Source organism: Clavibacter sp. VKM Ac-2873 (assembly GCF_015351075.1).
Lineage (GTDB): Bacteria > Actinomycetota > Actinomycetes > Actinomycetales > Microbacteriaceae > Clavibacter.
This window is the reverse complement of record NZ_JADKRS010000002.1, coordinates 103,549-128,547: the sequence shown is the minus strand read 5'-3', so window position 1 is coordinate 128,547 and position 24,999 is coordinate 103,549. Positions and strand designations below refer to the sequence as shown.

Below are 24,999 nucleotides of genomic sequence, written 5' to 3'. Positions count from 1 at the left end.
CATCCCGTCCTCTCACGTCGCCCGCATCGTGCGCGACGGCGTGGACGAGGGGCCGCCGGACGCCGCATCCGGGGGAGGGGCGGGGATCCGGGGGTGTGGGGAGGGACCGCAGCCGACAGAATGAGCGCATGGGAGCCCCCGACTCTCCGGCCGCGACGGCTCCGCCCGTCTTCCGGATCGCCTTCGTCTGCACCGGCAACATCTGCCGCTCGCCGATGGCGGAGGTCGTCTTCCGGGACCTCGTGCAGCGCGCCGGGCACGCGGACCGCGTCTCGGTGACGAGCGCCGGGACGGGCGACTGGCACGTGGGCGAGCAGGCGGACGCGCGCACGCTCGCCGCGCTCGAGCGGCGCGGCCTCTCGGGTTCCGCCCATCGCGCCAAGCAGTTCGACCCCGACACGCTGCCCGACCTCGACCTGGTGGTCGTGTTCGACCGCGGCCAGGAGCGGACGCTGCGCCAGTGGGCGCGGACCGAGGCGGACCGGGCGAAGATCCACCTGCTGCTGTCGTTCGATCCTCCACAGGCCCACCTGCGGGACGTCCCCGACCCGTACTACACGGACGCGGCGATGTTCGATCGGGTTCTTGGGATGATAGATCGAGCCGCCCGGGCCCTCCTCGCGCAGGTGGAGCCCGGCATCCGTCCCCCCAGCTAGGAGATCCCCCCGCATGAGCCCGTTGCCCCCGCAGGTGCTGAGCCCCCTGGACGGCCGCTACGCCCCCGTCGTCACCGAGCTCGGCGAGCACCTCTCGGAGGCGGGCCTCAACCGGGCGCGCATCCACGTCGAGATCGAGTGGCTCATCCACCTCACCGACCGGTCGCTCCTCTCCTCCTCGCCGTTCACGGACGCGCAGAAGGCGGCGCTGCGCGACGTCGTCGCGGGCTTCGGGCAGGAGCAGATCGACGCGCTCGCCCGCGTCGAGGCCGTCACCCGGCACGATGTGAAGGCCGTCGAGTACTTCGTCCGCGATCGCCTGGAGGAGCTCGGCCTCGGTCGCGTCGCCGAGCTCACGCACTTCGCCTGCACGAGCGAGGACATCAACAACCTCTCGTACGCGCTCGTCATCGACCGCGCCGTGCGCGAGGTGTGGCTGCCGAAGCTGGTGTCCGTCATCGGCGCGCTCCGCGAGCGGGCCATCCTCTTCCGCGACGACGCCATGCTGTCGCGCACCCACGGCCAGCCCGCCACGCCCACCACGCTCGGCAAGGAGCTCGCGGTGTTCGTGCACCGGCTCGAGCGCCTCCGGGCCGACGTGGAGGACGTCGAGGTCCTGGGCAAGTTCAGCGGCGCCACCGGCACGTTCGCGGCCCACCTCGCCGCCGACGCGGACGTCGACTGGCCCGCCGAGTCGCGCGCCTTCGTCACGTCGCTCGGCCTGGTGTGGAACCCCCTCACCACGCAGATCGAGTCGCACGACTGGCAGGCCGAGCTCTACACGCGGATCGCCCATGCGAACCGCGTGCTGCACAACCTCTGCACCGACGTGTGGACCTACATCTCCATGGGCTACTTCCGGCAGATCCCGCAGGCCGGGGCCACCGGGTCGTCCACCATGCCGCACAAGATCAACCCCATCCGGTTCGAGAACGCCGAGGCGAACCTCGAGCTGTCGGATGCGCTGCTCGACTCGCTCGCGTCCACGCTCGTCACCTCGCGCCTCCAGCGCGACCTCACCGACTCCACGACGCAGCGCAACGTCGGCGTCGCGCTCGGGCACTCGCTGCTGGCGCTCGACAACATCGGGCGGGGTCTGCTGGAGATCGACGTCGACCGCGCGCTGCTGGCGGCCGACCTCGACGCGAACTGGGAGATCCTCGGCGAGGCCATCCAGACGGTCATCCGCGCGGAGATCGTCGCGGGACGCAGCTCCATCAGCGACCCGTACGCGGTGCTCAAGGAGCTCACGCGCGGCAAGCGCGTCGGTCGCGACGAGATGCGGGCGTTCGTCTCCGGGCTCGACATCGGGGACCAGGCGAAGGCGCGGCTGCTCGAGCTGACCCCGGCCGGGTATGCCGGGCTGGCGTCGCAGCTGGTCGACCACATCCTCTGAGGACGAGCACCGGGATCCCCGTCGAGGCGGGGCTCCTGACGCCGCTCAGCGGAACAGGTCGACCGCGGGCGGATCCGGGCGCAGCGGGTCCCGCCGGATCAGTGCCGCGTCGGCCGATCCGGGTGGTCCTGGTCGTCCATGTCCTGCAGCTCGTCGCGGTTCGGCTTGAAGGACAGGGCGAGCATGGCGAGCATCACGAGGGCGCCGATGAACGCCACGCCCGTGAAGACGACCACGACCGTCCACCCCTGCGCGTCGGCGGGCCGAGTGCTGAGCCCCACGATGAGGCCGACGAACGCGGCGAGGGCCGCGGCGATGCCGAGCAGCTCGGCGGGGCGCATGCGGTCCTTGCGGATGTTGGAAGTCACGGTCAGCTCGCGCTCTCGGTGGTCCGGGGGGCGTCCGCCGCGGAGGTCGCGGTGGGCGTGGAGGTGCCCCATTTCATGCTCAGGGCGGCGATGACCAGGAAGACCCCGACGATCGCCGCGTACGCGCCCAGGAGGCCGACCGCCACGACGGGCGCGGTGAGCTGGCCCTCGCGCTGCTCGACCCCGCCGTACTGGACCACGAGGTCCGGCGGCACCAGGAGGAAGGCGACAGCGAGGACGACGGTGAGCGCGCCGGCCGTGATCGCGTCCGTGGCGCCGGGCACGCGGCCGCGCGACCGCAGGCCGGCGACGAGCTCCAGGAAGCCGGTGACGACGGCCCAGACGCTGACGGCGTAGAGGAGGACGAGCACGCCCCCGTCCCGGGCGAGCAGCGCCGCGATGCCGGCCACGACCGTGAGCGCGCCCTGGACGACGGCGCTCGTGCGCAGGCGCGCGGCGGGGCCGCGGAGGGCGCGGGCGCCGAGGCCCGCGGTGATGAGGCCGGAGAGGATCGCGAAGACGCCGAACGCCACGAGGCCGAGGGCCGGCGAGTGGTCGCTGGAGAAGGTGATGAACGCGGCGAGCGCCAGGGCGGGCAGTGCGCGCAGGAGGAGCACGGGCCAGTACGCCGCCCGGAACGTCAGCTCGTCCTCGGACACGGCAGCCTCTCTCTCCATCGGGGCCCAGCCTACTCGGTGGGTTCCTGGGCGGATGCTCGGCCGGGGCCCGCGATCACGGCCACGGCGCGCTGGCCTAGGCTCGGGGCGTGACGAGTCCCCTCCCCCGTCTGGCCGCCGCGGCGGCCGGTGCGGTCGTCGGGCTCGCGGTCGTCTGCGCCGTGGGCGTGGCCTGCGGGATCGTCTACGCGAACCGGGCGTTCTGACGCGCGGCGGCACCGCGGCCGACGGCCGGGGATCCGCGCATCGGGTCCGCTCGATCTGCCGCTCCGAACCCCGCGCAGCCGCGCCCCGCAACCCGCAACCGAGAGGCCCCGCCGTGCCCCAGCCCGAGACCGCGCCGCGGCACCCCTCCGACGACGGCCGGGCGGCCCTCGGCTTCATCCCCGTCGACCGCGCCGTCGTCGCCGCCCCCGAGGGCGCGGAGGCTGCCCTCGCACGGCGCGACCGGCTGGCGCTCGGCATCGACATCGGCGGCACGACGCTCAAGGCGGGCATCGTCGACGTCACCACGGGGATCCGCCTCACCGAGCGCATGACCGTGGCGAAGCCGGTGGGGGGCGAGCCCGAGGACATCGCGGACGTGATCGCCGAGATCGTGCTGGAGCTGACGCCGGACGAGGACCTGCCCGTGGGCGTCGGCGTCCCCGGCATCGTGCGGAACGGCATCGTGCGCTCCTCGGCCCACATCTCCGACCGCTGGCTCGGGATGGACGCGCGCACCGCCATCCGCGAGCGCAGCGGGATCGACGTCCTCACCGTCAACGACGCCGACGCCGCGGGGGTGGCGGAGCTCGAGTACGGCGTGCTGCAGGGCCGCGGCGGCCTGGTGATCCTCACGACGCTCGGCACCGGCATCGGCACGGCGCTCCTGCACGACGGGACGCTGATCCCGAACAGCGAGCTCGGCCACGTCCACATCGACGGCGGCGACTACGAGATGCAGGCCGCGTTCTCCGCGGTGCGACGCGAGGGGCTCACCTTCGAGACCTGGGCGGCCCGGCTGGAGCTGTACTACCGGCACCTCGAGGCGATCATGTCGCCCGACCTCATCGTCGTGGGCGGTGCCGCGGCGCACGAGTTCGCGCGGTTCGCGGGCTTCCTGCGCCTCGACACGGAGATCATCGCGGCCAGCCGGGGCAACGACGCCGGGCTGGTCGGCGCGGCGCTGCTCGCCCACCGGGAGGGCGTCGCGCCCGACTGATCGGGTGACGCGACGGCGGGGAGGCCTCGGGGCTCCCCCCAACGGCTCCGGTCGCCCGCCGGCCCGTCCTCCCCGTCCGGCAGACTGGCGGCATGAGCACCGCCGCTCCCCGCCCGCTGCGCGTCGTCATGTCGCCCGACTCGCTCACCGGATCCGCCACCGCCGTCGAGGCCGCCGACGCCCTCCGCCGCGGCTGGATCCACGCGCGCCCCGGCGACCACGTGGTCGTCGCGCCCATGGCCGACGGCGGGCAGGGCACGCTCGACGTGCTCGCGGCGGCCGTCCCGGGAGCGCGCCGCGTCCCCGTCCGCGTCACGGGACCCGACGACCGGCCGGTCGACGCGCACTGGCTCCTCCTGCCCGACGGCACGGCCGTCGTGGAGGTCGCGTCGACGAGCGGGATCACGCTGCTGGATCCGCTCCGCCCGCTCGCCGCCCACACCCGCGGCTTCGGCCAGGCGATCCGCGCGGCGCTCGACGCCGGCGTCACCCGCCTGCTGCTCGCGCTCGGCGGCAGCTCCTCGACGGACGGCGGCGTGGGCGCGCTCCGGGAGCTGGGCGCCCGGTTCGCGCGCGCCGACGGCTCCCCGGCCGACGACGACGGTGGCGGCGCGCTCACGAGCATCGCGTCGGTCGACCTCTCCGGGATGCGGGCGCTGCCGGCGGGCGGTGCCCGGATCCTCGGCGACGTCCGCGCTCCCCTCACCGGGCCCGGGGGCGCGGCCGCCGTCTACGGCCCGCAGAAGGGCGCGACACCGACCCGGATCCTCGCGCTCGACGCCGGCCTGGCGCACCTCGGCGGGCTCCTCGGCGTGGATCCGGCCATCGCGGGCGCCGGCGCGGCGGGCGGCACGGCCGCCGGTCTCCTCGCGTGGGGCGCGGTCGGGGGATCCGGATCCGCCGGAGTGGCCGACGCGATCGGCCTCGCCGCCCTCATCGCCGACGCCGACGTGGTGATCACGGGCGAGGGCCGCTTCGATGCGCAGTCGCGGACGGGCAAGGTGGCCTCGCGCGTGCTCGACCTGGCCCGGGCGCACGCGACCGCGGCGATCCTCGTGGCCGGCGCGGTGGACGCCCCCACCGACGGGTTCGCGGCCGTGCGCTCCCTCACGGACCTCGCCGGATCCGCCGAGGCAGCGCGCGCGGACGCCGTGACCTGGCTCGAGCGCGCCGCCGAGGACGTGGCGCGCGGTGGGGAGTGGATGGGCTGAGGCCGGCGGGCTGATCGCCCGGGCTCAGGACGGCGCGCCCGCGACCGGATCCGCGTGACGCGCGCCTCCCGCCGCTCCGCGCTCCCGCAGCGCCCGGTACTCCTCCGCCACGTCGGCCGCCGCGACGTCCCACGTGCGTCGGGACGCGTGCTCGCGCGCCGACGCCGACAGTCGCGCCAGCGCGGGCGGGTCGGCCAGCAGGTCGCGGATCGCGCGGGCCCAGTCGGCGGGATCCCGCGACGGCACGAACACGCCGCTCACGCCGTCCCGCACCGAGTCGACGAGCCCCTCGGTCCGCGACGCGACGACGGGCGTGCCGCACGCGGCCGCCTCGAGCGCCACGAGCCCGTAGGTCTCCGCCGCCGACGGCATGAGCGCGAGGTGCGCGCCGGCGAGCGTCCGCGCGGTCCCGGCCCGGTCGAGCGGGCCCGTGAAGACGACGTCGTCCTCGAGGCCGAGCGAGCCGACGAGCGCGTGCAGGCTCGCCGCGTAGGCGTCCCGGCCGGGCGAGACCCCGCCGGCGATCACGAGCAGCGGCCGGGTCGCGGGATCCAGCAGGGCGAGCGCCCGCAGCGCGACGTCCTGGCCCTTGAGCGGCTGGATCCGCCCGAGCAGCACGATGCGCACCCGCCCGCCTCCGTCGCGGCCCGACGGCTCCCGCAGGAACGCCTCCTCCACGCCCGGCGCCACGACGTGCACCGCGGCGGGATCCGCGTCGTAGGCCTCCACGAGCAGCCGCCTCTCCGACTCCGCGGACGCCACCACCAGGTCGGACGCGCGCACGAGCCGCCCCTCGTCCGCGAGCCGGGACGCCGGCTCCGGGGTGTCCCCCGCCACGAGCCGGCGGTTCTTGCCCGCGGAGACCGAGTGCAGCGTCAGCACGTGCGGCACGCCCCACGCGCGCGCCACCGGCAGCGCCGCGACGGCGGAGAGCCAGTAGTGCGCGTGCACGACGTCCGCCGGCGGCAGCGCGGCGAGCGCCACGGCGAAGGCGTCGGTGATCCCGGGCAGGTCCTCCTTGGCGATCGGCCCCGTCGGCCCGGCCCGCAGCGCGAGGAGCTCGACGCCCGGCGCGACGGGGAGCGCAGCGGGGTCAGCCGGATCCGTGGCGCGCGTGATCAGCTGCACCTCGTGCCCCTGCCTGCCGAGGCTCCGCGCCAGCTCCAGCAGGTAGACGTTGAGCCCGCCGGCGTCGCCTGTGCTGGGCTTCTGGATCGGGGACGTGTGCAGCGAGACGAACGCGATCCTCATGCGCCCGATCCTACGAGCGACGCCCGCGCACGCTCGCCGGAGCGACGCCGGTCCGCGCGGCGCGCCATCCGGCCGTCCGCCGCGACATCCGCCACGCCGCCCCTGTCCTCCCCGCGACGCCGCCCGGACGGGGGCGGGTGCCGGGCGCCCCCGATCGGCGACAATGGGCGGATGCGGTCGCCCGTCCGCAACCCGCACCCCTCCCCTGCCGGGGGAGAGCCCGTCTGGAGGCCCGCATGACGCGACCCGCCGGCCCGGCGACCATGCAGATCGGCGAGCTCGCCGAGCGCACCGGCATGTCGCACCGCACGCTCCGCCACTACGACGAGACCGGTCTCCTGCGCCCGTCCGGCCGCTCCGAGGGGGGCTTCCGCCTCTACACCGCCGAGGACCTCGAGCGCCTGCTGCTCATCCGCCGGATGAAGCCGCTCGGCTTCTCGCTCGAGGAGATGATGCGCCTGCTCGAGGTCACGAACGCCCTCGACGCCGCCGACCCGGGTGACGACACGACCGCGCTGCGGGCGGATCTCGCCGCGTTCGTCGTCGACGCGGAGGAGCGCCGCCGCCGCCTCGCCGAGCACCTCGCCATGGCCGACGAGTTCCTCGACCGCCTCCGGGCGCGCTGACCCGGGCGACCTGACCCGGGCGACCTGACCCGGGGCCCTGACCCGGGGCCCGCGCGCCCGGCCCGACGCGGACCCTCACGGGACGGCCTCGTACCATGGGGAGGTGTCGACCATCACCCCTCCCCGCGCGCCCGCCTCGGCCTCCGCCTCCCCCGTGCTGCGCGAGGCGTCCCGCCGTCGCACCTTCGCCGTCATCTCCCACCCCGATGCGGGCAAGTCCACGCTCACCGAGGCGCTGCTGCTGCACGCGCACGCCATCGGGTCCGCGGGCGCCGTGCACGGCAAGCAGGGCCGCAAGTCCACGGTCTCCGACTGGATGGACATGGAGAAGGAGCGCGGCATCTCGGTCAGCTCCGCCGCGATCCAGTTCACCCACCGCGACACCGTCATGAACGTCGTCGACACCCCCGGTCACGCCGACTTCTCCGAGGACACCTACCGCGTGCTCTCCGCGGTGGACGCCGCCATCATGCTCGTCGACGCCTCCCGCGGCCTCGAGACCCAGACCATGAAGCTGTTCGAGGTGTGCCGCCAGCGCCGCATCCCGATCATCACGGTCATCAACAAGTGGGACCGCCCGGGCCGCGAGCCCCTCGACCTCATGGATGAGATCAAGGAGCGCACGGGCCTCCTCCCCACGCCGCTCACGTGGCCCGTCGGCGAATCGGGCGCGTTCTTCGGCGTCGTGGACCGCTCCACGGGCGAGTGCGTGCACTTCACCCGCACGGCCGGCGGCGCGAGCATCGCCCCCGAGACGCGCATGTCGCCGGACGAGGCGCTGGCCGCGGCCGGATCGGCGTGGACGAACGCCGTCGAGGAGAGCGAGCTCCTCCACGAGGAGGGCCAGGACCACGACGAGGAGTCGTTCCTCGCCCGTCGCACCACGCCCGTGCTCTTCGCGGCGGCGGTGCTCAACTTCGGCGTGACCCACATCCTCGACGCGCTCGACGCCATCGCGCCCGCGGCCCAGCCCCGGCCGGACGAGCAGGACCGCACGCGTCCCGTCGAGGAGGACTTCTCCGGCTTCGTCTTCAAGGTGCAGTCGGGCATGAACACCGCGCACCGCGACCGCCTCGCGTTCATGCGGATCTGCTCGGGCGTCTTCCACCGCGGCATGACGGTGACCCACGCCCAGACCGGCCGGCCTTTCGTCACCAAGTACGCCCAGCAGCTGTTCGGCCGCGAGCGCTCCACCGTCGACGACGCCTACCCCGGCGATGTCGTCGGCCTCGTCAACGCGTCCAACATCCGCGTCGGCGACACGCTCTTCGACGGCGCGCCCGTCACCTTCCCGCGCCTGCCGCAGTTCGCGCCCGAGCTCTTCCGCGTGGTCCGCTCGAAGGACACGAGCACGCACAAGCAGTTCCGCAAGGGCATCGAGCAGCTCGACCACGAGGGCGTGATCCAGGTGATGCGTTCCGACCTGCGCGGCGACCAGGCCCCCGTCCTCGGCGCCGTCGGCCCCATGCAGTTCGAGGTCGTCGTCGAGCGCATGACGAACGAGTTCCGCGCGCCGCTGCGCATGGAGCCGCTCGAGTACCAGGTGGCCCGGATCACCGACGCGGCCTCCGCGCCCGCCCTCGCGAAGACCATCGGCGTCGAGGTGCTGGTCCGGTCCGACGGCACGCACATCGCGCTGATCACCACGCCGTGGCGCCTCAAGGCGATCCAGCGCGACAGCCCCGAGCTCACCCTCGTCGACGCCGCGACGGCCCTGCCGGACGCGTGATCACGCGGATCTGCGCGTGACCCCCTCAGCAGGTCACGAGGCCGCGTCGCCTCATGCCGCGGATGCGGCGAGCCCGGTGGCGAAGCCGGACGCCCCTTTCCCGGATGCGTCCACGCTCCCCGTCCGCGGACCCGCGATCGACGCGGAGACCCGATGCGTGCACTACGGCTCGGCGCTCGACGTGGTCGCCCTCCGCGCCCCCTGCTGCGACGCGTGGTACCCCTGCCACCTCTGCCACGCGGCCGTCGCCGACCACCCGCTCCAGGTGATCCCGCGCGCAGAACACCACCTCCCGGCCGCGCTCTGCGGTGTCTGCCGCACCACCATGAGCGTTCCCGAGTACCTGGCCACGGATGCCTGCCCGACGTGCGGCGCCCCCTTCAACCCCGGGTGCGCGGCGCACGCGCACCTCTACTTCGCGCCCTGACGACGGTCCCCCCCCGGGCTCTCGGCGGGCGCGCCGCCGTGGTCATGCCGGGCGGCCCGCCCGGCGCCGCGCGGCCAGCCCGGCGCCGCGCGGAGCGCCGTGGGCCGCGTGCGATCCTCGCGCCCGCTACCCGCCCGCGGGCATGTCCGCGAAGCGCGAGAAGTGCCCGTGGAAGCCGACGGTGATGGTGCCCGTCGGACCGTTGCGGTGCTTGGCGACGATGAAGTCGGCCTCGCCCGCGCGCGGGTTGTCCTTCTCGTAGGCGCTCTCGCGGTGCAGCAGGATGACCATGTCGGCGTCCTGCTCGAGCGAGCCGGACTCGCGGAGGTCGGAGATGGCCGGCATCTTGTCGGCGCGCTGCTCGGGGCCGCGGTTCAGCTGCGACAGCGCGATGACCGGCACCTGCAGCTCCTTCGCCATGAGCTTGAGCGCGCGCGAGAACTCCGAGACCTCCTGCTGGCGCGACTCGACCTTCTTGCCGCTCGTCATGAGCTGCAGGTAGTCGATGACCACGAGCTTGAGGCCGACCTTCTGCTTGAGGCGACGGCACTTCGCCCGGATCTCCACGAGCGTCATGTTCGGGCTGTCGTCGATGTAGAGCGGAGCGTCGTTGATGCGGCCGCGGGTCTGCGCGATGGTCGTCCAGTCCCGCGCGTCCACGGTGCCCTTGCGCATGCTCTGCAGCGGCACGGACGCCTCGGCGGACAGGAGGCGCATGGCGATCTCGCTGCGCCCCATCTCGAGGCTGAAGAAGATGGACGGCATGTCGTACTTGATGCTCGCGGCCCGCGCGAAGTCGAGCGCGAGCGTGGACTTGCCGAGCGCGGGGCGGGCCGCGACGATGATGAGCTGCCCGGGGTGCAGTCCGTTGGTGAGCGCGTCGAGGTCGGCGAAGCCCGTGGGCACGCCGGTCATCTGCCCGTCCTTGCCCTTCGCGGCCTCGATCTCGTCGATCGCGACCGTGACCGCGTCGGTGAGCGGCACGTAGTCCTCGGCCTCCACGCCGCCCGTGACGCCGTAGATCTCCGCCTGCGCGTTGTTGACGAGGTCGACGACCTCTCCCTCGCTGGCGTATCCCATCTGCACGATGCGGGTGCCGGCCTCGACCAGGCGGCGCAGCACGGCCTTCTCGGCGACGATGGACGCGTAGAAGCCGGCGTTGGCGGCCGTGGGCACGACGCTCGTGAGCGTGTGCAGGTAGTCGGCCCCGCCGGCGCGGCTCAGCTCGCCGAGCTTCGTGAGCTCGTCCGTGACCGCGATGACGTCCGTCGGCTCGCCGTGCGAGTACAGCGACAGGATCGCGTCGAAGATGATCTCGTGCTTGGGGATGTAGAAGTCGATCGCCCGCACCTGCTCGACCGCGTCGGCCACGGCGTCCTTGCTGAGGAGCATGCCGCCGATGGCGCTCTGCTCGGCGAGGAGGTCGTGCGGCGGCGTGCGCTCGTGACCCGCGCGCTTGTCGCGCTCGTCCCGTTCGCCGGCGAGACCCAGATGGGCGATGGACACGTGCGACTCCCCTCGGTCGGCTGGGCGGATGCGCCCGCACGACCGTTCTAGCTCGGACCACCGACACGGCTCGAGAGGGCGTCGGCCGGGCTCCTGGATGGCCCGTCGCGGCCCGTTCGCCGGGCGCTGCCCCACGATATGGACGGACCCCCTGCGGCACCAAATGCCCCTGTGGACGGAGGTGTGGACAAAGTGGGCGAAACGCCGCGGTTCGTGTGGACTACCTGGGGACAAGCCTGTGCACTACTCACGTATTTCGTCGAGTAATCCTGCTCTGACCAGGGATCCTGAGTTCCACACTCGATGTGGGAAAACTAGTCTGCACCAGGGCTTGAGAGTTCTTCTGCTAGAGGATCGCCTGTGGATGGGGGTGGGGATCCAGTGCCCTCTGACCGGCTGGTTAACCGCCGATGGCGGCGGGCTCGGAGAGCCCACCGCCATCGTCCTCGTGCTGCGTTACTTCGCGGCGACGACCTGCAGGCTGATCGTGGCGACGATGTCGTCACGGAGCCGGATCGTGGCCTCGTGGTTCCCCGTGGCCTTGATGGCGTTGGGGATCTCGATCTTGCGCTTGTCGACCTGGCCGATGCCGGACTCCTCGACCGCCTTGGCGATGTCGGACGTCTTGACGGAGCCGAAGAGGCGCCCGCCCTGGCCGGCCTTGACGGTCAGCTTGACGATCTTGGCCTCGAGGCGGCTCTTGAGGTCCTGCGCCTCCTCGATGGTCGCGTGCTCGCGAGCGGCACGCGCTGCCTTGATCTGCTCGATCTGCTTCTCGCCGCCACGGCTCCAGATGACCGCGAAGCCCTGGGGGACGAGGTAGTTGCGGGAGAACCCGTTCTTGACCTCGACGACGTCGCCGGGGGAACCGAGGCCGGAGACCTCGGTCGTGAGGATCACTTTCGACATTCCATTACCCCTTAACGGCCAGAGCCGGCGTAGGGGAGAAGTGCCATCTCACGCGCGTTCTTGACTGCGCGCGCGATGAGGCGCTGCTCCTGCACCGAGACACCGGTGATGCGACGAGCGCGGATCTTTCCCCGCTCGGAGATGAACTTGCGGAGGGTGGCGACATCCTTGTAGTCGATGACGCCGACGCGGATGGACTTCGCCGGGGCGGCGTTCTTGCCGCCCTTGGCTCCGCGGAGAGGCTTGCGGCGGTCGCCGCTGCTCTTTCCAGCCATGATTCTTCCTGTCTTTCGTACGTAGTGCGACGAGCCCTAGAAGGGCGTCTCGTCGTTGAAGTTGCCGGGGTTGGACCAGCCGCCGTCGCCGCCGCCGGAGTTGCCGCCGGAGCTCGCGGGAGTGCCCCACGGCTCCTCGGCCACCTGCTGCTGCTGGGGCTGTCCGCCGCCGAACTGGCCACGGCCACCGCCGCCGGAGTTGCCCCCGCCGCCGTTGCCGCCGCCGCCGGCCGCGCGCGTGACCTGAGCGGTCGCGTAGCGGAGCGAGGGGCCGATCTCGTCGACCTCGAGCTCGATGGAGGTGCGCTTCTCGCCCTCCTTCGTCTCGTACGACCGCTGCTTGAGGCGGCCGGTCGCGACGACACGCGAGCCCTTCGTGAGCGAGGACGCCACGTGCTCGGCGAACTCGCGCCACACGCTCGCACGGAGGAAGAGGGCGTCGCCGTCCTTCCAGTCGTTGCTCGCGCGGTCGAAGGACCTCGGCGTGGAGGCGATGGTGAAGTTGGCTACCGCCAGCCCGTTCTGCGTGTACCGCAGCTCCGGATCACTGGTGAGGTTGCCCACGACCGTGATGATGGTTTCGCCGGCCATCGACTACTCCCCGGTCTTCTCGCTGGAAGCAGCCTGGGCTGCCGGCTTGCCGGGCGTCGCGGGAGCGGCATCCGTGGCGGGCGCCTGGGGCGCGGCGTCTGCGGCCTTGGACGTGGCGGCTGCCTTGCGGGCGGCCTTCTCGTCGGCGAGCTTGCGGGCGGAGGCGACCATGGCCATGGCCTCCTCGGCACGCAGCACCTTGGTGCGCATGACGGCCTCGGACAGACCGAGCTGGCGGTCGAGCTCCTGCGTGGCCTCGCTCGTGGCGGTGAGCTGGACGACGGCGTAGATGCCCTCGTTCTTCTTGTTGATCTCGTACGCCAGTCGACGACGGCCCCAGACGTCGACGTTGTCGACGGTGCCCCCGCTGGTGCGGATGACGTTGAGGAACTTGTCGAGACTGGGAGCGACGGTGCGCTCATCGATCTCGGGATCCAGGATCACCATGAGTTCGTACTGATGCGTCACTAACCCACCTCCTTCGGACTTGAACGGTCGCAGACGATCTGCGACAGGAGGGTATGTGCATCTGTCCGCGCGGGGCAGGGGAATCCCGTTGCCGGGCGGACAACCTCGCAAGACTACCGGATGGGGAGGGGTCGCACCAGGCCGCGGGACGCGGCGCCGCGGATCAGGCCCGCTCGGCGGCCCACCACGCGACGAGGCGCCGCTCGGCCTCCTCCTCGGGGAGAGGACCCTCGTCGAGGCGCAGCTCGAGCAGGAAGCGGTAGGCGCGGCCGACGACGGGGCCGGGCGGCACGTCGAGGATCCGCATGATCGCCTCGCCGTCGAGGTCCGGGCGCACGGCCGCCATCTCCTCCTGCTCGGCGAGCTCGGCGATGCGCGCCTCGAGGTCGTCGTAGGCGAAGCCGAGCCGGTCGGCCTTGCGGCGGTTCTGCGTGGTGACGTCGGCGCGCGTGAGCATGTGCAGGCGCTCGAGCTCCGGGCCGGCGTCGCGCACGTAGCGGCGGACGGCGGAGTCGGTCCAGCCGCCCTCGGTGTAGCCGAAGAAGCGGAGGTGCAGCTCGACGAGGCGGGACACCGACGCGATCGTGTCGTTGTCGAAGCGGAGGGCGCGCAGGCGGCGCTTGGCCATCTTGGATCCGACCACGTCGTGGTGGTGGAAGGTCACCACGCCGCCGGGCTCGAGGCGGCGCGTGGACGGCTTGCCGATGTCGTGGAGGAGCGCGGCGAGGCGGAGGACGAGGTCCGGCGGCGCGTCGGGGTGGCGGGAGCGCTCGTGGTCGATGGCCTGGTCGAGCACCTGGAGGGAGTGCTGGTAGACGTCCTTGTGCCGGTGGTGCTCGTCGGCCTCGAGCTTCATCGCGGGGAGCTCCGGCAGCACGTGGTCCGCGAGGCCGCCCTCCACGAGGAGGTCGAGCCCGGCGCGCGGCTCGGCGGTGCGCAGGAGCTTGGAGAGCTCGTCGCTCACGCGCTCGACCGAGATGTCGAGGATCCGCGGGGCCATGTCGCGGATGGCGGCGAGCGCCGCGTCGTCGAGGCGGAAGCCGAGCTGGGAGGCGAAGCGGACGGCGCGCATCATGCGGAGCGGGTCGTCGCCGAAGGACACCTCCGGGGCCACGGGCGTGCGGAGCACCTGCGCGAGGAGGTCGTCGATGCCGCCGGACGGGTCCACGAGCACCACCTGCGGCAGGCGCACGGCGAGCGCGTTGACCGTGAAGTCGCGGCGCACGAGGTCCTCCTCGAGCGAGGAGCCGAACTCGACCTCGGGCTTCCGGGAGACGCCGTCGTACTGGTCGGTGCGGTACGTCGTGATCTCGACCTGCTCCCCCTCCACGCGCGCGCCGATGGTGCCGAACGCGCGGCCGATGTCCCAGTGGGCGTCGGCGACGGGCTTCACGATCTCGAGGATGCGGTCCGGGCGGGCGTCGGTGGTGAGGTCGAGGTCGGTGGCGGCACGGCCGAGGAAGGCGTCGCGGACGGGTCCGCCGACGAGGGCGAGCTCGTGACCCGCCTCGTGGAAGGCGCGGGCGAGCACGGCGACCGGGGGCGATGCGGCCAGCTCGCGGAGACGCTCGAGGGCCTGTGCGACGCTGTGCATGGTCGGACAGTCTACGGCGGGCGGGGACCGGCATCCGCGTCCACGGCGAGCGCACACGGGGCGGGCGGGGCCAGCCATTTAGAATCGCCAGATGCACGCCGCGCCTCGACACGACGCCGGCCCCACCCGCACGGACAGAGCCCTCCGGCTGATCCGGCGATCCGCTCGGCGCACGATCTCCACCCTCGTGTGCGTCACGGTCGCCGCCGGGACGCTCGCCGCCGGGACGGTCGCGGGTCCGTCGACCCCGGCGCACGCGGCGACCGACGGCGTGACGCTCACCGTCACGCCCGCGGCCGAGGGGATCCTCACCCCCGGCGAGGACCTCGCCGTCACCGTCTCCGTGGTCAACGCGACGGAGGCCGCCGTTCCCGCCGGGCGCATCGACCTCGACCTCAACCGCACCGTCCTCGACACCCGCGCCAAGATCGACGGCTGGCTCGACACCGCGGCCACCGACGCGAACACGCGGACCGGTCCGCGCATCGGCCGCACCGACACCCCGGAGGTGCCCGCGGGCGGCACGGTCGACGTGGGCATCACGGTGCCGTCGGCGACCGTGGCGCTGCAGGGCAGCCGGGGCGGGTTCGGCCCGCGCGGGCTCACCGCCCAGCTCGAGGCCGGGGGCTCGGACGTCGCGACCGGCCGCGGGGCGGTCGTCTGGAGCCCGGGAGCGGATCCGGCGCCCACGCCCGTCACGGCGGTGATGCCGCTCACCGTCCCGCCGAGCGCCTCGGACTTCGTCGACGCCCAGGCCCTCGCGACCTACACGTCCCCGCAGGGGACGCTCACGCGCCAGCTCGACGCCGTCTACGGCCGACCCGTCGCGGTGGGCATCGACCCGAGGATCATCGCGTCCATCCGGATCCTCGGCGCCGAGGCGCCCGCATCCGCCGTCGAGTGGCTGCAACGGCTCGACGAGATGCCGAACGAGACGTTCGCGCTGGCCTGGGCGGACGCCGACGTCGCCGTGCAGGCGCAGGCCGGCGCCGCGACCCTCCTCGCACCCACGGACGCCACCTACGCCGTGCGGGCGAGCCGGTTCGCCACCCCGGGGTCGACCCCCGCGCCGAGCTCGACGCCCAACCAGACGCCCTCGGCCACGCAGTCGCCCGCGGCGGGCGACACGGACGGCGGATCGTCCGTCGCCGGTTCCGCGACCGCGACCCCCACCGAGACGCCCACCGCCTCCTCCGGTCCCGCGCCGAGCCCCACGCCCACGGCACCGGCGCTCGCTCCCGTGCCGAGCCTCGCCGACCTCACCGCCTGGGACTACACGATCTCCGGCGTCTCCTGGCCCGCCGCGGGAACCGTGACGTCGGGTGACCTGGGCGTCCTGGCCGCGAGCGGCACCACGACCGCCATCCTCGGGAGCGGCGACGTGCGGTCCACGGGCTCCACGGCGGTGGCCGCCACCGGGACGATCGGCGGCACCTCCGTGCTCGTGACGGACGCCCGGGTCTCCGCGCTCGTCGACCGCGCCCTCTCCGCGGTGACGGACGAGGAGTTCGGGATCGCGCTGGCGCAGCTCTCGGCGACCCTGGCGGCGGACGCGCGTGCGGCCGACGGCCACGTCGTGGTCGCGGGACTGGAGCGCGGCTGGGCGGCATCCGGCGGCCGACTGGGGCAGCTGCTCGACGCGATCCAGGCCCTGCCCTTCACCGACACGGCGGCGCTGGGTGCGGCGTTCGCGACCACGCCCGTGCCCCTCCAGGTCGTCGACCACCCGGAGGATCCCACCCGCGTCCAGCGCGTCGCCGACGCGATGTCGCTCGAGGCCCAGGTGGACGCCTTCACGAAGGCGGTCGAGCGTCCCGAGCTCATCACCGGCCAGCAGCGGATGCTCCTCCTCGCCACGCTCGCGAACCGCTGGCGCGAGGATCCGGATGGGCTGCTGACCGTCCAAGACGGTTACAGCGCCCAGGCCGACGCGCTGCTGGGTTCGGTCGCCATCACCACCCGCCAGAACACCGTCATCAGCGACACCACGAGCCTCCTGATCAACGTGAGCAACGAGCTGGACCAGCCCGTCACCGTGCGCCTGTCGATCATCGCGGGCAGCGGCCGGATCCGCGTCGACGACTCCGCGCTCGTCACGGTCCCCGCGCACGGCAGCGCGTCGGCCCGCCCGCCCATCACCTCCATCTCGAACGGCGACATCGTCGTCACCGCGCGGCTCACGACCGAGGACGGCTCCGTCCAGATCGGCGACAGCGCGCCCGTCGAGCTCTTCATCCGCGCCGGGTTCGAGGCCGTCGTGACCACGCTGTTCGTCACCGCCGTCGCCCTCCTGTTCGGCTTCGGCCTGTTCCGCAGCATCCGCAAGCGCCGTCGCGCCCGCGCCCGGCAGCTCGCCGGCCTGCCCGAGGAGATCGATGACTGACCGGATCGCGCCCCGCACCCCCGGAGCGGGCGCCTCATGACCGGCACGCCGGCCCCGCGCGGAGGCGGCATCGGCCGCGCGTCCGCCCTGCTCGCGTCGGGCACGTTCGTGTCGCGCATCCTCGGCTTCGTCAAGGCCATCGTGCTGCTGCAGACCATCGGCGCCACCCTCGGCAGCTCCAACGCGTTCTCCAACGCGAACCAGCTGCCCAACAACATCTACGTGATCATCGCCGGCGGCGTCCTCAACGCCGTGCTGGTGCCGCAGGTCGTGCGGGCCGCGAAGCACGCCGACGGCGGCGCCGGCTACATCAACAAGCTCGTCACCATCGCGATCGTCGTGCTCGGCGGCGTCACGATCCTCGCGACCGTCGGCGCCCCGGTCGTCTCGCGCCTCTACGCCGCCACCCTGCCGCCGGACGTGTTCGCGCTCGTCGTCGCGTTCGCCTACTGGTGCCTGCCGCAGATCCTCTTCTACGGGCTCTACGCGGTGCTCGGCGAGGTGCTGAACGCCCGGGGGTCCTTCGGGCCGTTCACGTGGGCGCCGGTCCTCAACAACGTGGTCGCCATCGCCGGCCTCCTGGTGTTCCAGGCCATGTTCGGCTCCGGCAGCCGTCCGGTCGACGACTGGAGCATCGACAAGATCGTCGTGCTGGCCGGATCCGCGACCCTCGGCGTCGTGGCCCAGGCGCTCATCCTCTTCGTCTTCTGGCGGCGCGTGGGCCTGCGGTTCCGCTTCGACTTCGCGTGGCGCGGTGTCGGCCTCGGCACCGCGGGTCGCCTCGCCGGGTGGACCTTCGGCATGCTCGTCGTCACGCAGCTGGCCGGCATCGCGCAGTCGAACGTGGCGAACATCGCGGCCACCTCGGACAGCCCGTCGAGCACGATCCTGCTCAACGCGTGGCTCTTCTTCATGCTGCCGCACTCGATCTTCGCGGTCTCCATCGCCACCGCCTACTTCACGCGGATGAGCACGCACGCGGGCGAAGGGGATCACGACAGCATGCGCGCCGATCTCTCCTCGGCCGTCCGGCTCGTCGGCCTCATGACCGTGCTCTCCACCGCGCTCATCGCCGTGCTGGCCGGACCGGTGGCGCGCGTGATGGTCTCGGGCGACATCGGCGAGGTCCGCGGCTACGGCGACGTCCTCATCGCGTTCATCCTCGGCCTGCCAGCGTTCAGCACCCTGTTCGTGCTGCAGCGCGCCTTCTACGCCCTCTCGGACACGCGCACGCCGTTCCTCATCCAGAGCGCGCAGGTCGTGCTGTTCATCGCCGGCGCGCTCGTCATCTCGCAGCAGCCCGTCGAGCGGATCGGCGTCGGCCTCGCGGTGCTGCAGACCGTCACGGTCACCGGGCAGGCCGTGCTGGCCGCTGTGCTCCTCCGCCGGCGCATCGGGCGCATCGACGGGCGCCGCATCCTCCGCAGCGCCGTCCGCTTCGTCGTCGCCGCCGTGCCGGCCGCGCTCGTGGGCATCGCTCTGCTCGCCCTCATCTCGGGCGGCGCGTTCGAGGGCGTGGGCGTCGCGTCGAAGGGGCAGGCGCTCCTCGTCGGGATCCCCCTGGCCGCCGTCATGACGGCCGTCTACCTGGCCGCCCTGGCCGCCATGCGCTCCTCGGAGCTGCAGCAGCTCGCCGGGCCCGTGCTGCGCCGCATCCGCCGCCGCTGACCCCTCGCGCCGCCGCCGGCCGGGCGGGCGCGGATGCCTGCATGTCCCCGCGCCCCCGCCCGGTGGAGGCGGAGGAATAGCCGCTAGCGTGGGTCTGTTGCAGAGGTGAGCGGGCGCCGGCGAGGCGCCCCGCCGAGCAGTGGAGGAGAAGCCGTCGTGCGTCAGATCATCATCATCGGTTCGGGTCCGGCCGGATACACGGCCGCCATCTACGCCGCGCGCGCGAACCTCACGCCCCTCCTCATCGCGAGCTCGGTCGAGGCCGGCGGCGAGCTCATGAACACCACCGAGGTCGAGAACTACCCCGGCTTCACCGACGGCATCCAGGGCCCCGACCTCATGATGGCGATGCAGGCGCAGGCCGAGCGCTTCGGCACCGAGGTCGTCCTCGACGACGTCACCTCCGTCGAGCTCACGGGCGACGTCAAGCGCGTCACCCTCGGCAACGGCGACGTGCACGAGGCGCTCTCGGTCATCGCCGCCACCGGATCCGCGTACCGCAAGCTCGGCCTCCCCGCGGAGGATCGCTTCAGCGGACACGGCGTCTCCTGGTGCGCGACGTGCGACGGCTTCTTCTTCCGCCAGAAGACCATCGCGGTCGTCGGCGGCGGCGACAGCGCCATGGAGGAGGCCACCTTCCTCACGCGCTTCGCGGAGAAGGTCTACGTGATCCACCGCAAGGACTCGCTGCGCGCCTCCAAGATCATGCAGGAGCGCGCGTTCGAGAACCCCAAGATCGAGTTCGTCTGGAACGCGCAGGTGGTCGACATCACGGGTGGCGAGAAGGTCGAGGGCGTCGTCCTCGAGGACACCGTCACGGGCGAGCAGCGACCGCTCGCGCTCGAAGGCCTCTTCATCGCCATCGGCAACGACCCGCGCACGCACCTCTTCCACCAGCAGCTGGAGCTGACCTCCGAGGGCACCATCGCCGTCGACGGCCGGTCGTCGCGCACGAACCTGCCGGGCGTCTTCGCCGCCGGCGACGTCATCGACCCCACCTATCGCCAGGCCGTCACCGCGGCCGCTTCGGGCACCGTCGCGGCGCTCGACGCGGAGCACTTCCTCGCGTCCCTTCCCGATGCGCTGCTCGACGCGGCATCCGACGGACCGGACGGCCCCGCGGGCCACGGTGCGCCGGCCGCCGGCAGCGCGGTGGATCCCGACGGCGAGCTCGTCGGCGCCGACCTCCCGTAGTCCCCGGCGCGACGCCGCGCCCACCCTCACCGGAGGATCCGGGAACCGCCCGGACCCGCAGAACCACACGAAGGAGCACTCATGTCCCACTCCCGCGACGTCACCGACGCCAGCTTCCAGGCCGACGTCCTCGACGCCGAGAAGACCGTCATCGTCGACTTCTGGGCGCCCTGGTGCGGCCCGTGCAAGGCCGTCTCCCCCGTGCTCGACCAGATCGCCGCCGAGAACCCCGGCATCGAGCTCGTCAAGATCGACGTGGACGACAACCCCGAGGTCGCCATGAAGTACAAGATCACGTCGATCCCGGCCATGAAGGTCTTCCAGAAGGGCGAGGTCGTCAAGACCGTCATCGGCGCGAAGCCGAAGCCGGCCCTCGAGCAGGAGTTCGCGGACTTCCTCAAGTAGCCGCCGCTCCCGCCGCACCGGCGACGAGCGTCACCGGAGGGCCCGGCACCGCGAGGTGCCGGGCCCTCCGTCGTCCTCTCGGCCCGCTCCGCCGCCGGGGCCGCTGGACACCGGGATCGCGGACCGCCGCCCGTTAGGCTGGACGGCAATCGGACAGTGAGAGACGTGACGTGACACCTGCAGGCAGCCCCCGTGAATCCGCGGGCACCAACCTCGACCCCTGGTTCCCCCACTACGCGGAGAGGACGTCCGGGCTCAGCGCCTCCGAGGTGCGCGCCCTCTTCGCCGTGGCCTCCCGCCCCGAGGTCGTGTCGCTCGCCGGCGGCATGCCGTTCGTCTCGGCCCTCCCGCAGGAGCTCATCGTCACCGCGATGGAGAAGGTCATGCGCGAGCGCGGCCCCGTCGCGCTGCAGTACGGCGGCGGCCAGGGCACGCCGGAGCTCCGCGAGGACATCCTCGAGATCATGGCCCTCGAGGGCATCCGGGGCAGTGTCGACGACATCGTCACCACCACGGGCTCGCAACAGGCGCTCGACCTCGTCACGAAGCTCTTCATCGACCCGGGCGACGTGATCCTCGCCGAGGCGCCCAGCTACGTCGGCGCGATCGGCGTCTTCCGCAGCTACCAGGCCGTCGTCGAGCACGTCGTCATGGACGACGACGGGCTCGTCCCCGAGGCGCTCCGCGAGGCCATCGCCCGGATCCGCGGCGAGGGGCGCACCATCAAGTTCCTCTACACGGTCCCCAACTTCCACAACCCGGCCGGCGTCACCATGTCGGCCGCGCGCCGCCCGGAGATCCTCGAGATCTGCCGCTCGAACGACATCCTCGTGCTCGAGGACAACCCCTACGGTCTGCTCTGGTTCGACCGTCCGGCCCCGGATGCCATGCGCAGTCTCGACGACGAGGGCGTCATCTACCTCGGCTCGTTCTCCAAGACGCTCGCCCCCGGCTTCCGCGTCGGCTGGGCGCTCGCGCCGCATGCCATCCGCGAGAAGCTGATCCTCGCCCAGGAGTCGGCGGTGCTCTCCCCCAGCTCCTTCAGCCAGCTGATCATCTCCGAGTACCTGCACGCCTCGGATTGGAAGGGCCAGATCGACACCTTCCGCGGGGTGTACCGCGAGCGGCGGGACGCGACGCTCTCCGCGCTGCACGAGCACCTGCCGAGCCTCTCGTGGACCGTGCCGAACGGCGGCTTCTACGTGTGGCTGAAGCTCCCCGAGCAACTCGACTCCAAGCAGATGCTGCCCCGGGCCGTCACCGCGCTCGTCGCGTACACGCCCGGGACCGCGTTCTACGCCGACGGGCGCGGACGCGACGCCATCCGCCTCTCGTTCTGCTATCCGACGCCCGAGCGCATCCGCGAGGGCATCCGGCGCATGGCTGGCGTGATCGACGACGAGATGGACCTCCTGACCACGTTCTCCGGCACAGGCGCCCTCACGTCGCGGCCCACGACGTCCGTCGTCACCCCGCCGCCGGACCTCGACTGACCCTCCGCGTCCACGACCACCGACCGCAACCGGATCGAGCATCATGACCGCACACGAGCCCCTGTCCGTCCTCGTCCTGGCCGGTGGCATCTCCCACGAACGCGACGTCTCGCTCCGCAGCGGTCGCCGCGTCGCGGACGCCCTGCGGGGAGCCGGTGTCCCGGTCTCCCTCCGCGATCCCGACGCCACCCTCCTCGACTTCCTCCGCGACACCCCTCCCGCCGTCGTCTGGCCGGTCCTCCACGGCGCGAGCGGTGAGGACGGTGCGCTCCTGGGGCTCCTCGAGCTCGCCGGCGTGCCCTACGTCGGCTCCTCCGCGAAGGCGGCGCGGCTCGCGTGGGACAAGCCGACCGCGAAGGCCATCGCGGAGTCCGCCGGCATCCGCACGCCGCGTTCCGTGACCCTCCCGAAGGACACCTTCCGTGAGCTCGGCGCCGCGGCCGTCTTGCGCCTCGTCGCCGAGACCGTGCCCGCTCCCTACGCCGTGAAGCCGGCCCGTGGTGGGTCGGCTCAGGGCGTCACGATCGTGGATGATGCGCGCGCCCTCCCGCGGGCCATGGTGGATGCGTACACCTACGGCGACGTCGCCCTGATCGAGGAGCTCGTCTCCGGGACCGAGGTCGCGATCGGCGTCCTCGACACGGGCGACGGACCCGCGGCCCTGCCGGCGACCGAGATCGTCCCCACATCAGGCGTGTACGGCTACGAGGCCCGCTACAACGCGGGTCTCACACGGTTCTACACCCCCGCGCGCATCTCCCCCGAGGCTGCGGATGCGGCGTCCGCGGCGGCGGTCGGCATCCACCGCGCGCTGGGCATCGGCCAGATGTCGCGCGTGGACGTCATCATCGATGTGGCGGGCGAGCCCTGGTTCATCGAGGTGAACGTGATCCCCGGCCTGACGGAGACGTCGTTGCTCCCGCAGGGCCTGGCTGCCGCGGGCGTCGAGGTGGGCGACCTCTACCGTCGCCTCGCCGAGGCGGCGCGCAGGACGTCTCCCGGCGCCTGACGCCCGTTCACCGCGTCACGGGAGACGGTCACCGCACGGCCGCCTCCCCCGGCGTCAACTCGCGTCGGAATCCGGGGCACCCATCTCCTGGGCGATCCGCGTCAAGTCCCCCAGCGTCGCGAAGTCGATGACGATCTGGCCCTTCTGCGCCGACATCGTCACCCGCACGCGCGTGTTGAGATGATCGCCGATGCGCTGCGCGGTCTCGTCCAGATGGGCGTTGCGCGCCGATGTCGCGCTCTTGCGCGGCGTGGTGGTGCGCTGCCCCCGCTGCGCGGCCGCTTCCGCCGCACGCACGGAGAGATCCTCGTTGACGATCTTGTCCGCGAGGTGGCGCATGGCGTCCTCATCCCCGGATGACAGGATCGCGCGTGCATGCCCCGCGGACAGCACCCCCGCGGCGACGCGGTGCTGGACGTCCTCGGGGAGGCGCAGCAGCCGGATCGTGTTGGTGATCTGCGGCCGTGACCGCCCGAGTCGCTGGGCCAGCTCGTCCTGGGTGATGGCGAAGTCGGCGAGGAGCTGCTGGTACGCGCTCGCCTCCTCGAGCGGATTCAGCTCGGAGCGGTGCAGGTTCTCGAGCAACGCGTCCCGCAGCATCGACTCATCCGCGGTGTCCTTGATGACAGCCGGGATGGTGTCCAACCCCAGCTCCTTGGTCGCGCGCAGGCGGCGCTCCCCCATCACCAGCTCGTACTTGGCTCGGCCGTCCCCGTCGGTGCCCAGGGGGCGGACGACGATCGGCTGCAGCACACCGTACTCGCGGATGGAGACGATCAGCTCCTGGAGCTCCTCCTGGCGGAAGTCCGTACGCGGCTGCTGGGCGTTGGGCGTGATGTCCGCCGGATTGAGGTTGGCCAGTCGTGCCCCGGGAACGGCGACGAGCTCTGGTCCGCCCTGGTCGTCGGCACTGGCGGACGTACCGCCCTGCACTCCGGACGGCGCTCCTGCGCCGATGCTGTCGGGGAAGAAGACATCCACGGGACGGCTTCGCTCGTCGGACGTGGGAATGAGGGCGCCGATGCCGCGACCCAGTCCGGTTCTCTTGGTTGCCATTACTTCGGGGCTCCTCGGTGTGCGATCTCGGCTGCCGCCTCCAGGTAGGACAGCGCGCCAGGTGAGTTGGGGTCGTAGCTGATGACGCTCTGGCCGTAGCTGGGCGCCTCGCTGATGCGTACGGATCTCGGGATGAGCGTCGTGAGCGTCTCCCGCGGGAAGTGCTCTCGTACCTCCGCGGCGACTTGCTGCGCGAGGTTCGTCCGTCCGTCGTACATGGTCAGGAGGATCGTGGACATGGCGAGATCCGGGTTCAGGTGCTGTGAGATGAGCTCGATGTTGGCGAGCAGCTGACTGAGCCCCTCCAGTGCGTAGTACTCGCACTGGATCGGGATCAGCACCTCCCTAGCGGCACCGAACGCATTGATGGTGAGCAGCCCGAGCGAAGGGGGGCAGTCGATCAGCACGTAGTCGAGGACGCGACCGGTGTCCGACGACAGGAAGGCGTCCAACGCCATTCGCAGTCGCCGTTCCCTCTGTTGCAGTGTGACGAGTTCGATCTCCGCGCCAGCGAGGTGGATCGTGGCCGGGACGCAGAAGAGCGTGTCGAATTCAGGGCTTCGCTGCAGCGCATCCTCCATCGGCACGTCGTTCACGAGCACGTCGTAGACGCTCATCAATTCACTGGAGCGGTCTGCGCCCAGCGCCGTCGACGCGTTCCCCTGCGGATCCAGGTCGATGACGAGAGTGCGCGACCCGGACTTCGCGAGGGCGGCGGCCAGATTGACCGTGGAGGTCGTCTTCCCCACGCCGCCCTTCTGGTTGGCGATCGTGAAGACGCGCGTGCGTGTCGGTCGGGGCAGGACGAGCCCGACAAGAGCCTTGCGCCGGCGACTGGTCTCGGAAAGCTCTCGTGCGATGGGGCTGAGGTCGTCATCCATGCGTGTCACTCCGTCGGGGGAT

The 24,999-nt window shown here is 72.4% G+C and carries 23 protein-coding genes and 1 pseudogene; 13 read left to right on the top strand and 11 right to left on the bottom strand.

The annotated features are described in order from the left end of the window. Positions 1-128: 128 nt before the first annotated feature. Together ITJ44_RS07750 and purB are read left to right on the top strand one after the other, a co-directional pair. Positions 129-656, top strand: coding sequence for a low molecular weight protein-tyrosine-phosphatase (locus ITJ44_RS07750; RefSeq protein WP_045530006.1), 528 nt, complete (start codon positions 129-131; stop codon positions 654-656). A gap of 13 nt (positions 657-669) precedes the next feature. Further along, complete coding sequence (gene purB, locus ITJ44_RS07745) at positions 670-2,052, top strand: adenylosuccinate lyase (RefSeq protein ID WP_194634314.1); 1,383 nt, start codon at positions 670-672, stop codon at positions 2,050-2,052. Positions 2,053-2,150: 98 nt separating this feature from the next. Here purB and ITJ44_RS07740 read toward each other — a convergent pair whose 3' ends face one another. Continuing rightward, positions 2,151-2,420, bottom strand: coding sequence for a hypothetical protein (locus ITJ44_RS07740; RefSeq protein WP_194634312.1), 270 nt, complete (start codon positions 2,418-2,420; stop codon positions 2,151-2,153). Between the two features lie 2 nt (positions 2,421-2,422). After that, the gene (locus ITJ44_RS07735) at positions 2,423-3,097 is read right to left on the bottom strand and encodes an HdeD family acid-resistance protein (protein ID WP_228494843.1); all 675 of its coding nucleotides are present in this window, start codon (positions 3,095-3,097) and stop codon (positions 2,423-2,425) included. 319 nt (positions 3,098-3,416) lie between these two features. Between ITJ44_RS07735 and ppgK the strand changes: the two genes are divergently transcribed. Further along, positions 3,417-4,301, top strand: coding sequence for a polyphosphate--glucose phosphotransferase (ppgK, locus tag ITJ44_RS07730; RefSeq protein ID WP_194634310.1), 885 nt, complete (start codon positions 3,417-3,419; stop codon positions 4,299-4,301). Positions 4,302-4,393: 92 nt separating this feature from the next. Next, the gene (locus ITJ44_RS07725) at positions 4,394-5,512 is read left to right on the top strand and encodes a glycerate kinase (protein WP_194634308.1); all 1,119 of its coding nucleotides are present in this window, start codon (positions 4,394-4,396) and stop codon (positions 5,510-5,512) included. A 24-nt stretch (positions 5,513-5,536) separates the two neighbouring features. Here ITJ44_RS07725 and ITJ44_RS07720 read toward each other — a convergent pair whose 3' ends face one another. Then, positions 5,537-6,763, bottom strand: a complete 1,227-nt coding sequence (locus ITJ44_RS07720) for a glycosyltransferase (protein ID WP_194634306.1) — start codon at positions 6,761-6,763, stop codon at positions 5,537-5,539. Positions 6,764-6,999: 236 nt separating this feature from the next. On the opposite strand from ITJ44_RS07720, the gene ITJ44_RS07715 reads away from it, so the two are divergent. From ITJ44_RS07715 to ITJ44_RS07705, 3 genes are all read left to right on the top strand, one after another. Next, entirely contained in the window at positions 7,000-7,389 is a 390-nt protein-coding gene (locus ITJ44_RS07715) for a MerR family transcriptional regulator (protein WP_194634304.1), read from the top strand. Between the two features lie 103 nt (positions 7,390-7,492). Then, positions 7,493-9,118: a peptide chain release factor 3 gene (locus ITJ44_RS07710; RefSeq protein WP_079533838.1), complete on the top strand. Its 1,626-nt coding sequence runs from the start codon at positions 7,493-7,495 to the stop codon at positions 9,116-9,118. Positions 9,119-9,134: 16 nt separating this feature from the next. Further along, complete coding sequence (locus ITJ44_RS07705) at positions 9,135-9,545, top strand: CHY zinc finger protein (RefSeq protein ID WP_370551650.1); 411 nt, start codon at positions 9,135-9,137, stop codon at positions 9,543-9,545. A 126-nt stretch (positions 9,546-9,671) separates the two neighbouring features. On the opposite strand, the gene dnaB is transcribed toward ITJ44_RS07705, so the two are convergent. The 6 genes and pseudogenes from dnaB to ITJ44_RS07675 all read right to left on the bottom strand — a co-directional run bounded on the left by dnaB (position 9,672) and on the right by ITJ44_RS07675 (position 14,888). Beyond that, positions 9,672-11,051, bottom strand: a complete 1,380-nt coding sequence (dnaB, locus tag ITJ44_RS07700) for a replicative DNA helicase (RefSeq protein WP_012039646.1) — start codon at positions 11,049-11,051, stop codon at positions 9,672-9,674. A gap of 456 nt (positions 11,052-11,507) precedes the next feature. Further along, positions 11,508-11,960 (bottom strand): 50S ribosomal protein L9, encoded by a 453-nt coding sequence (gene rplI, locus ITJ44_RS07695; protein WP_012039647.1) that lies wholly within the window; start codon positions 11,958-11,960, stop codon positions 11,508-11,510. Between the two features lie 11 nt (positions 11,961-11,971). Next, a complete protein-coding gene (gene rpsR, locus ITJ44_RS07690; RefSeq protein ID WP_012039648.1) occupies positions 11,972-12,235 on the bottom strand; it encodes a 30S ribosomal protein S18 in 264 nt (87 codons plus the stop codon). 36 nt (positions 12,236-12,271) lie between these two features. Continuing rightward, a complete protein-coding gene (locus tag ITJ44_RS07685; RefSeq protein WP_043583663.1) occupies positions 12,272-12,826 on the bottom strand; it encodes a single-stranded DNA-binding protein in 555 nt (184 codons plus the stop codon). Between the two features lie 102 nt (positions 12,827-12,928). Beyond that, positions 12,929-13,273: pseudogene (gene rpsF, locus ITJ44_RS07680) on the bottom strand (30S ribosomal protein S6); the annotation flags it as partial. Positions 13,274-13,457: 184 nt separating this feature from the next. Next, a complete protein-coding gene (locus ITJ44_RS07675) occupies positions 13,458-14,888 on the bottom strand; it encodes a CCA tRNA nucleotidyltransferase (RefSeq protein ID WP_194634302.1) in 1,431 nt (476 codons plus the stop codon). A gap of 91 nt (positions 14,889-14,979) precedes the next feature. Here ITJ44_RS07675 and ITJ44_RS07670 point away from each other — a divergent pair, with 91 nt between their 5' ends. From ITJ44_RS07670 to ITJ44_RS07645, 6 genes are all read left to right on the top strand, one after another. After that, positions 14,980-17,271, top strand: coding sequence for a DUF6049 family protein (locus ITJ44_RS07670; protein ID WP_194634300.1), 2,292 nt, complete (start codon positions 14,980-14,982; stop codon positions 17,269-17,271). Between the two features lie 36 nt (positions 17,272-17,307). Next, positions 17,308-18,939: a murein biosynthesis integral membrane protein MurJ gene (gene murJ, locus ITJ44_RS07665; RefSeq protein ID WP_194634298.1), complete on the top strand. Its 1,632-nt coding sequence runs from the start codon at positions 17,308-17,310 to the stop codon at positions 18,937-18,939. A gap of 156 nt (positions 18,940-19,095) precedes the next feature. Beyond that, complete coding sequence (gene trxB, locus ITJ44_RS07660; protein ID WP_194634296.1) at positions 19,096-20,133, top strand: thioredoxin-disulfide reductase; 1,038 nt, start codon at positions 19,096-19,098, stop codon at positions 20,131-20,133. A gap of 81 nt (positions 20,134-20,214) precedes the next feature. Beyond that, the gene (gene trxA / locus ITJ44_RS07655) at positions 20,215-20,538 is read left to right on the top strand and encodes a thioredoxin (protein WP_043667755.1); all 324 of its coding nucleotides are present in this window, start codon (positions 20,215-20,217) and stop codon (positions 20,536-20,538) included. A 170-nt stretch (positions 20,539-20,708) separates the two neighbouring features. Then, positions 20,709-22,031 (top strand): PLP-dependent aminotransferase family protein, encoded by a 1,323-nt coding sequence (locus ITJ44_RS07650; RefSeq protein WP_194634294.1) that lies wholly within the window; start codon positions 20,709-20,711, stop codon positions 22,029-22,031. 43 nt (positions 22,032-22,074) lie between these two features. Further along, positions 22,075-23,040: a D-alanine--D-alanine ligase gene (locus ITJ44_RS07645; protein WP_194634293.1), complete on the top strand. Its 966-nt coding sequence runs from the start codon at positions 22,075-22,077 to the stop codon at positions 23,038-23,040. 54 nt (positions 23,041-23,094) lie between these two features. Here ITJ44_RS07645 and ITJ44_RS07640 read toward each other — a convergent pair whose 3' ends face one another. After that, positions 23,095-24,096 (bottom strand): ParB/RepB/Spo0J family partition protein, encoded by a 1,002-nt coding sequence (locus ITJ44_RS07640; RefSeq protein ID WP_194634291.1) that lies wholly within the window; start codon positions 24,094-24,096, stop codon positions 23,095-23,097. Continuing rightward, positions 24,096-24,977 (bottom strand): ParA family protein, encoded by an 882-nt coding sequence (locus ITJ44_RS07635; RefSeq protein ID WP_228494842.1) that lies wholly within the window; start codon positions 24,975-24,977, stop codon positions 24,096-24,098. Before ITJ44_RS07635 ends, ITJ44_RS07640 begins: the two co-directional genes overlap by 1 nt. Positions 24,978-24,999 lie beyond the last annotated feature (22 nt).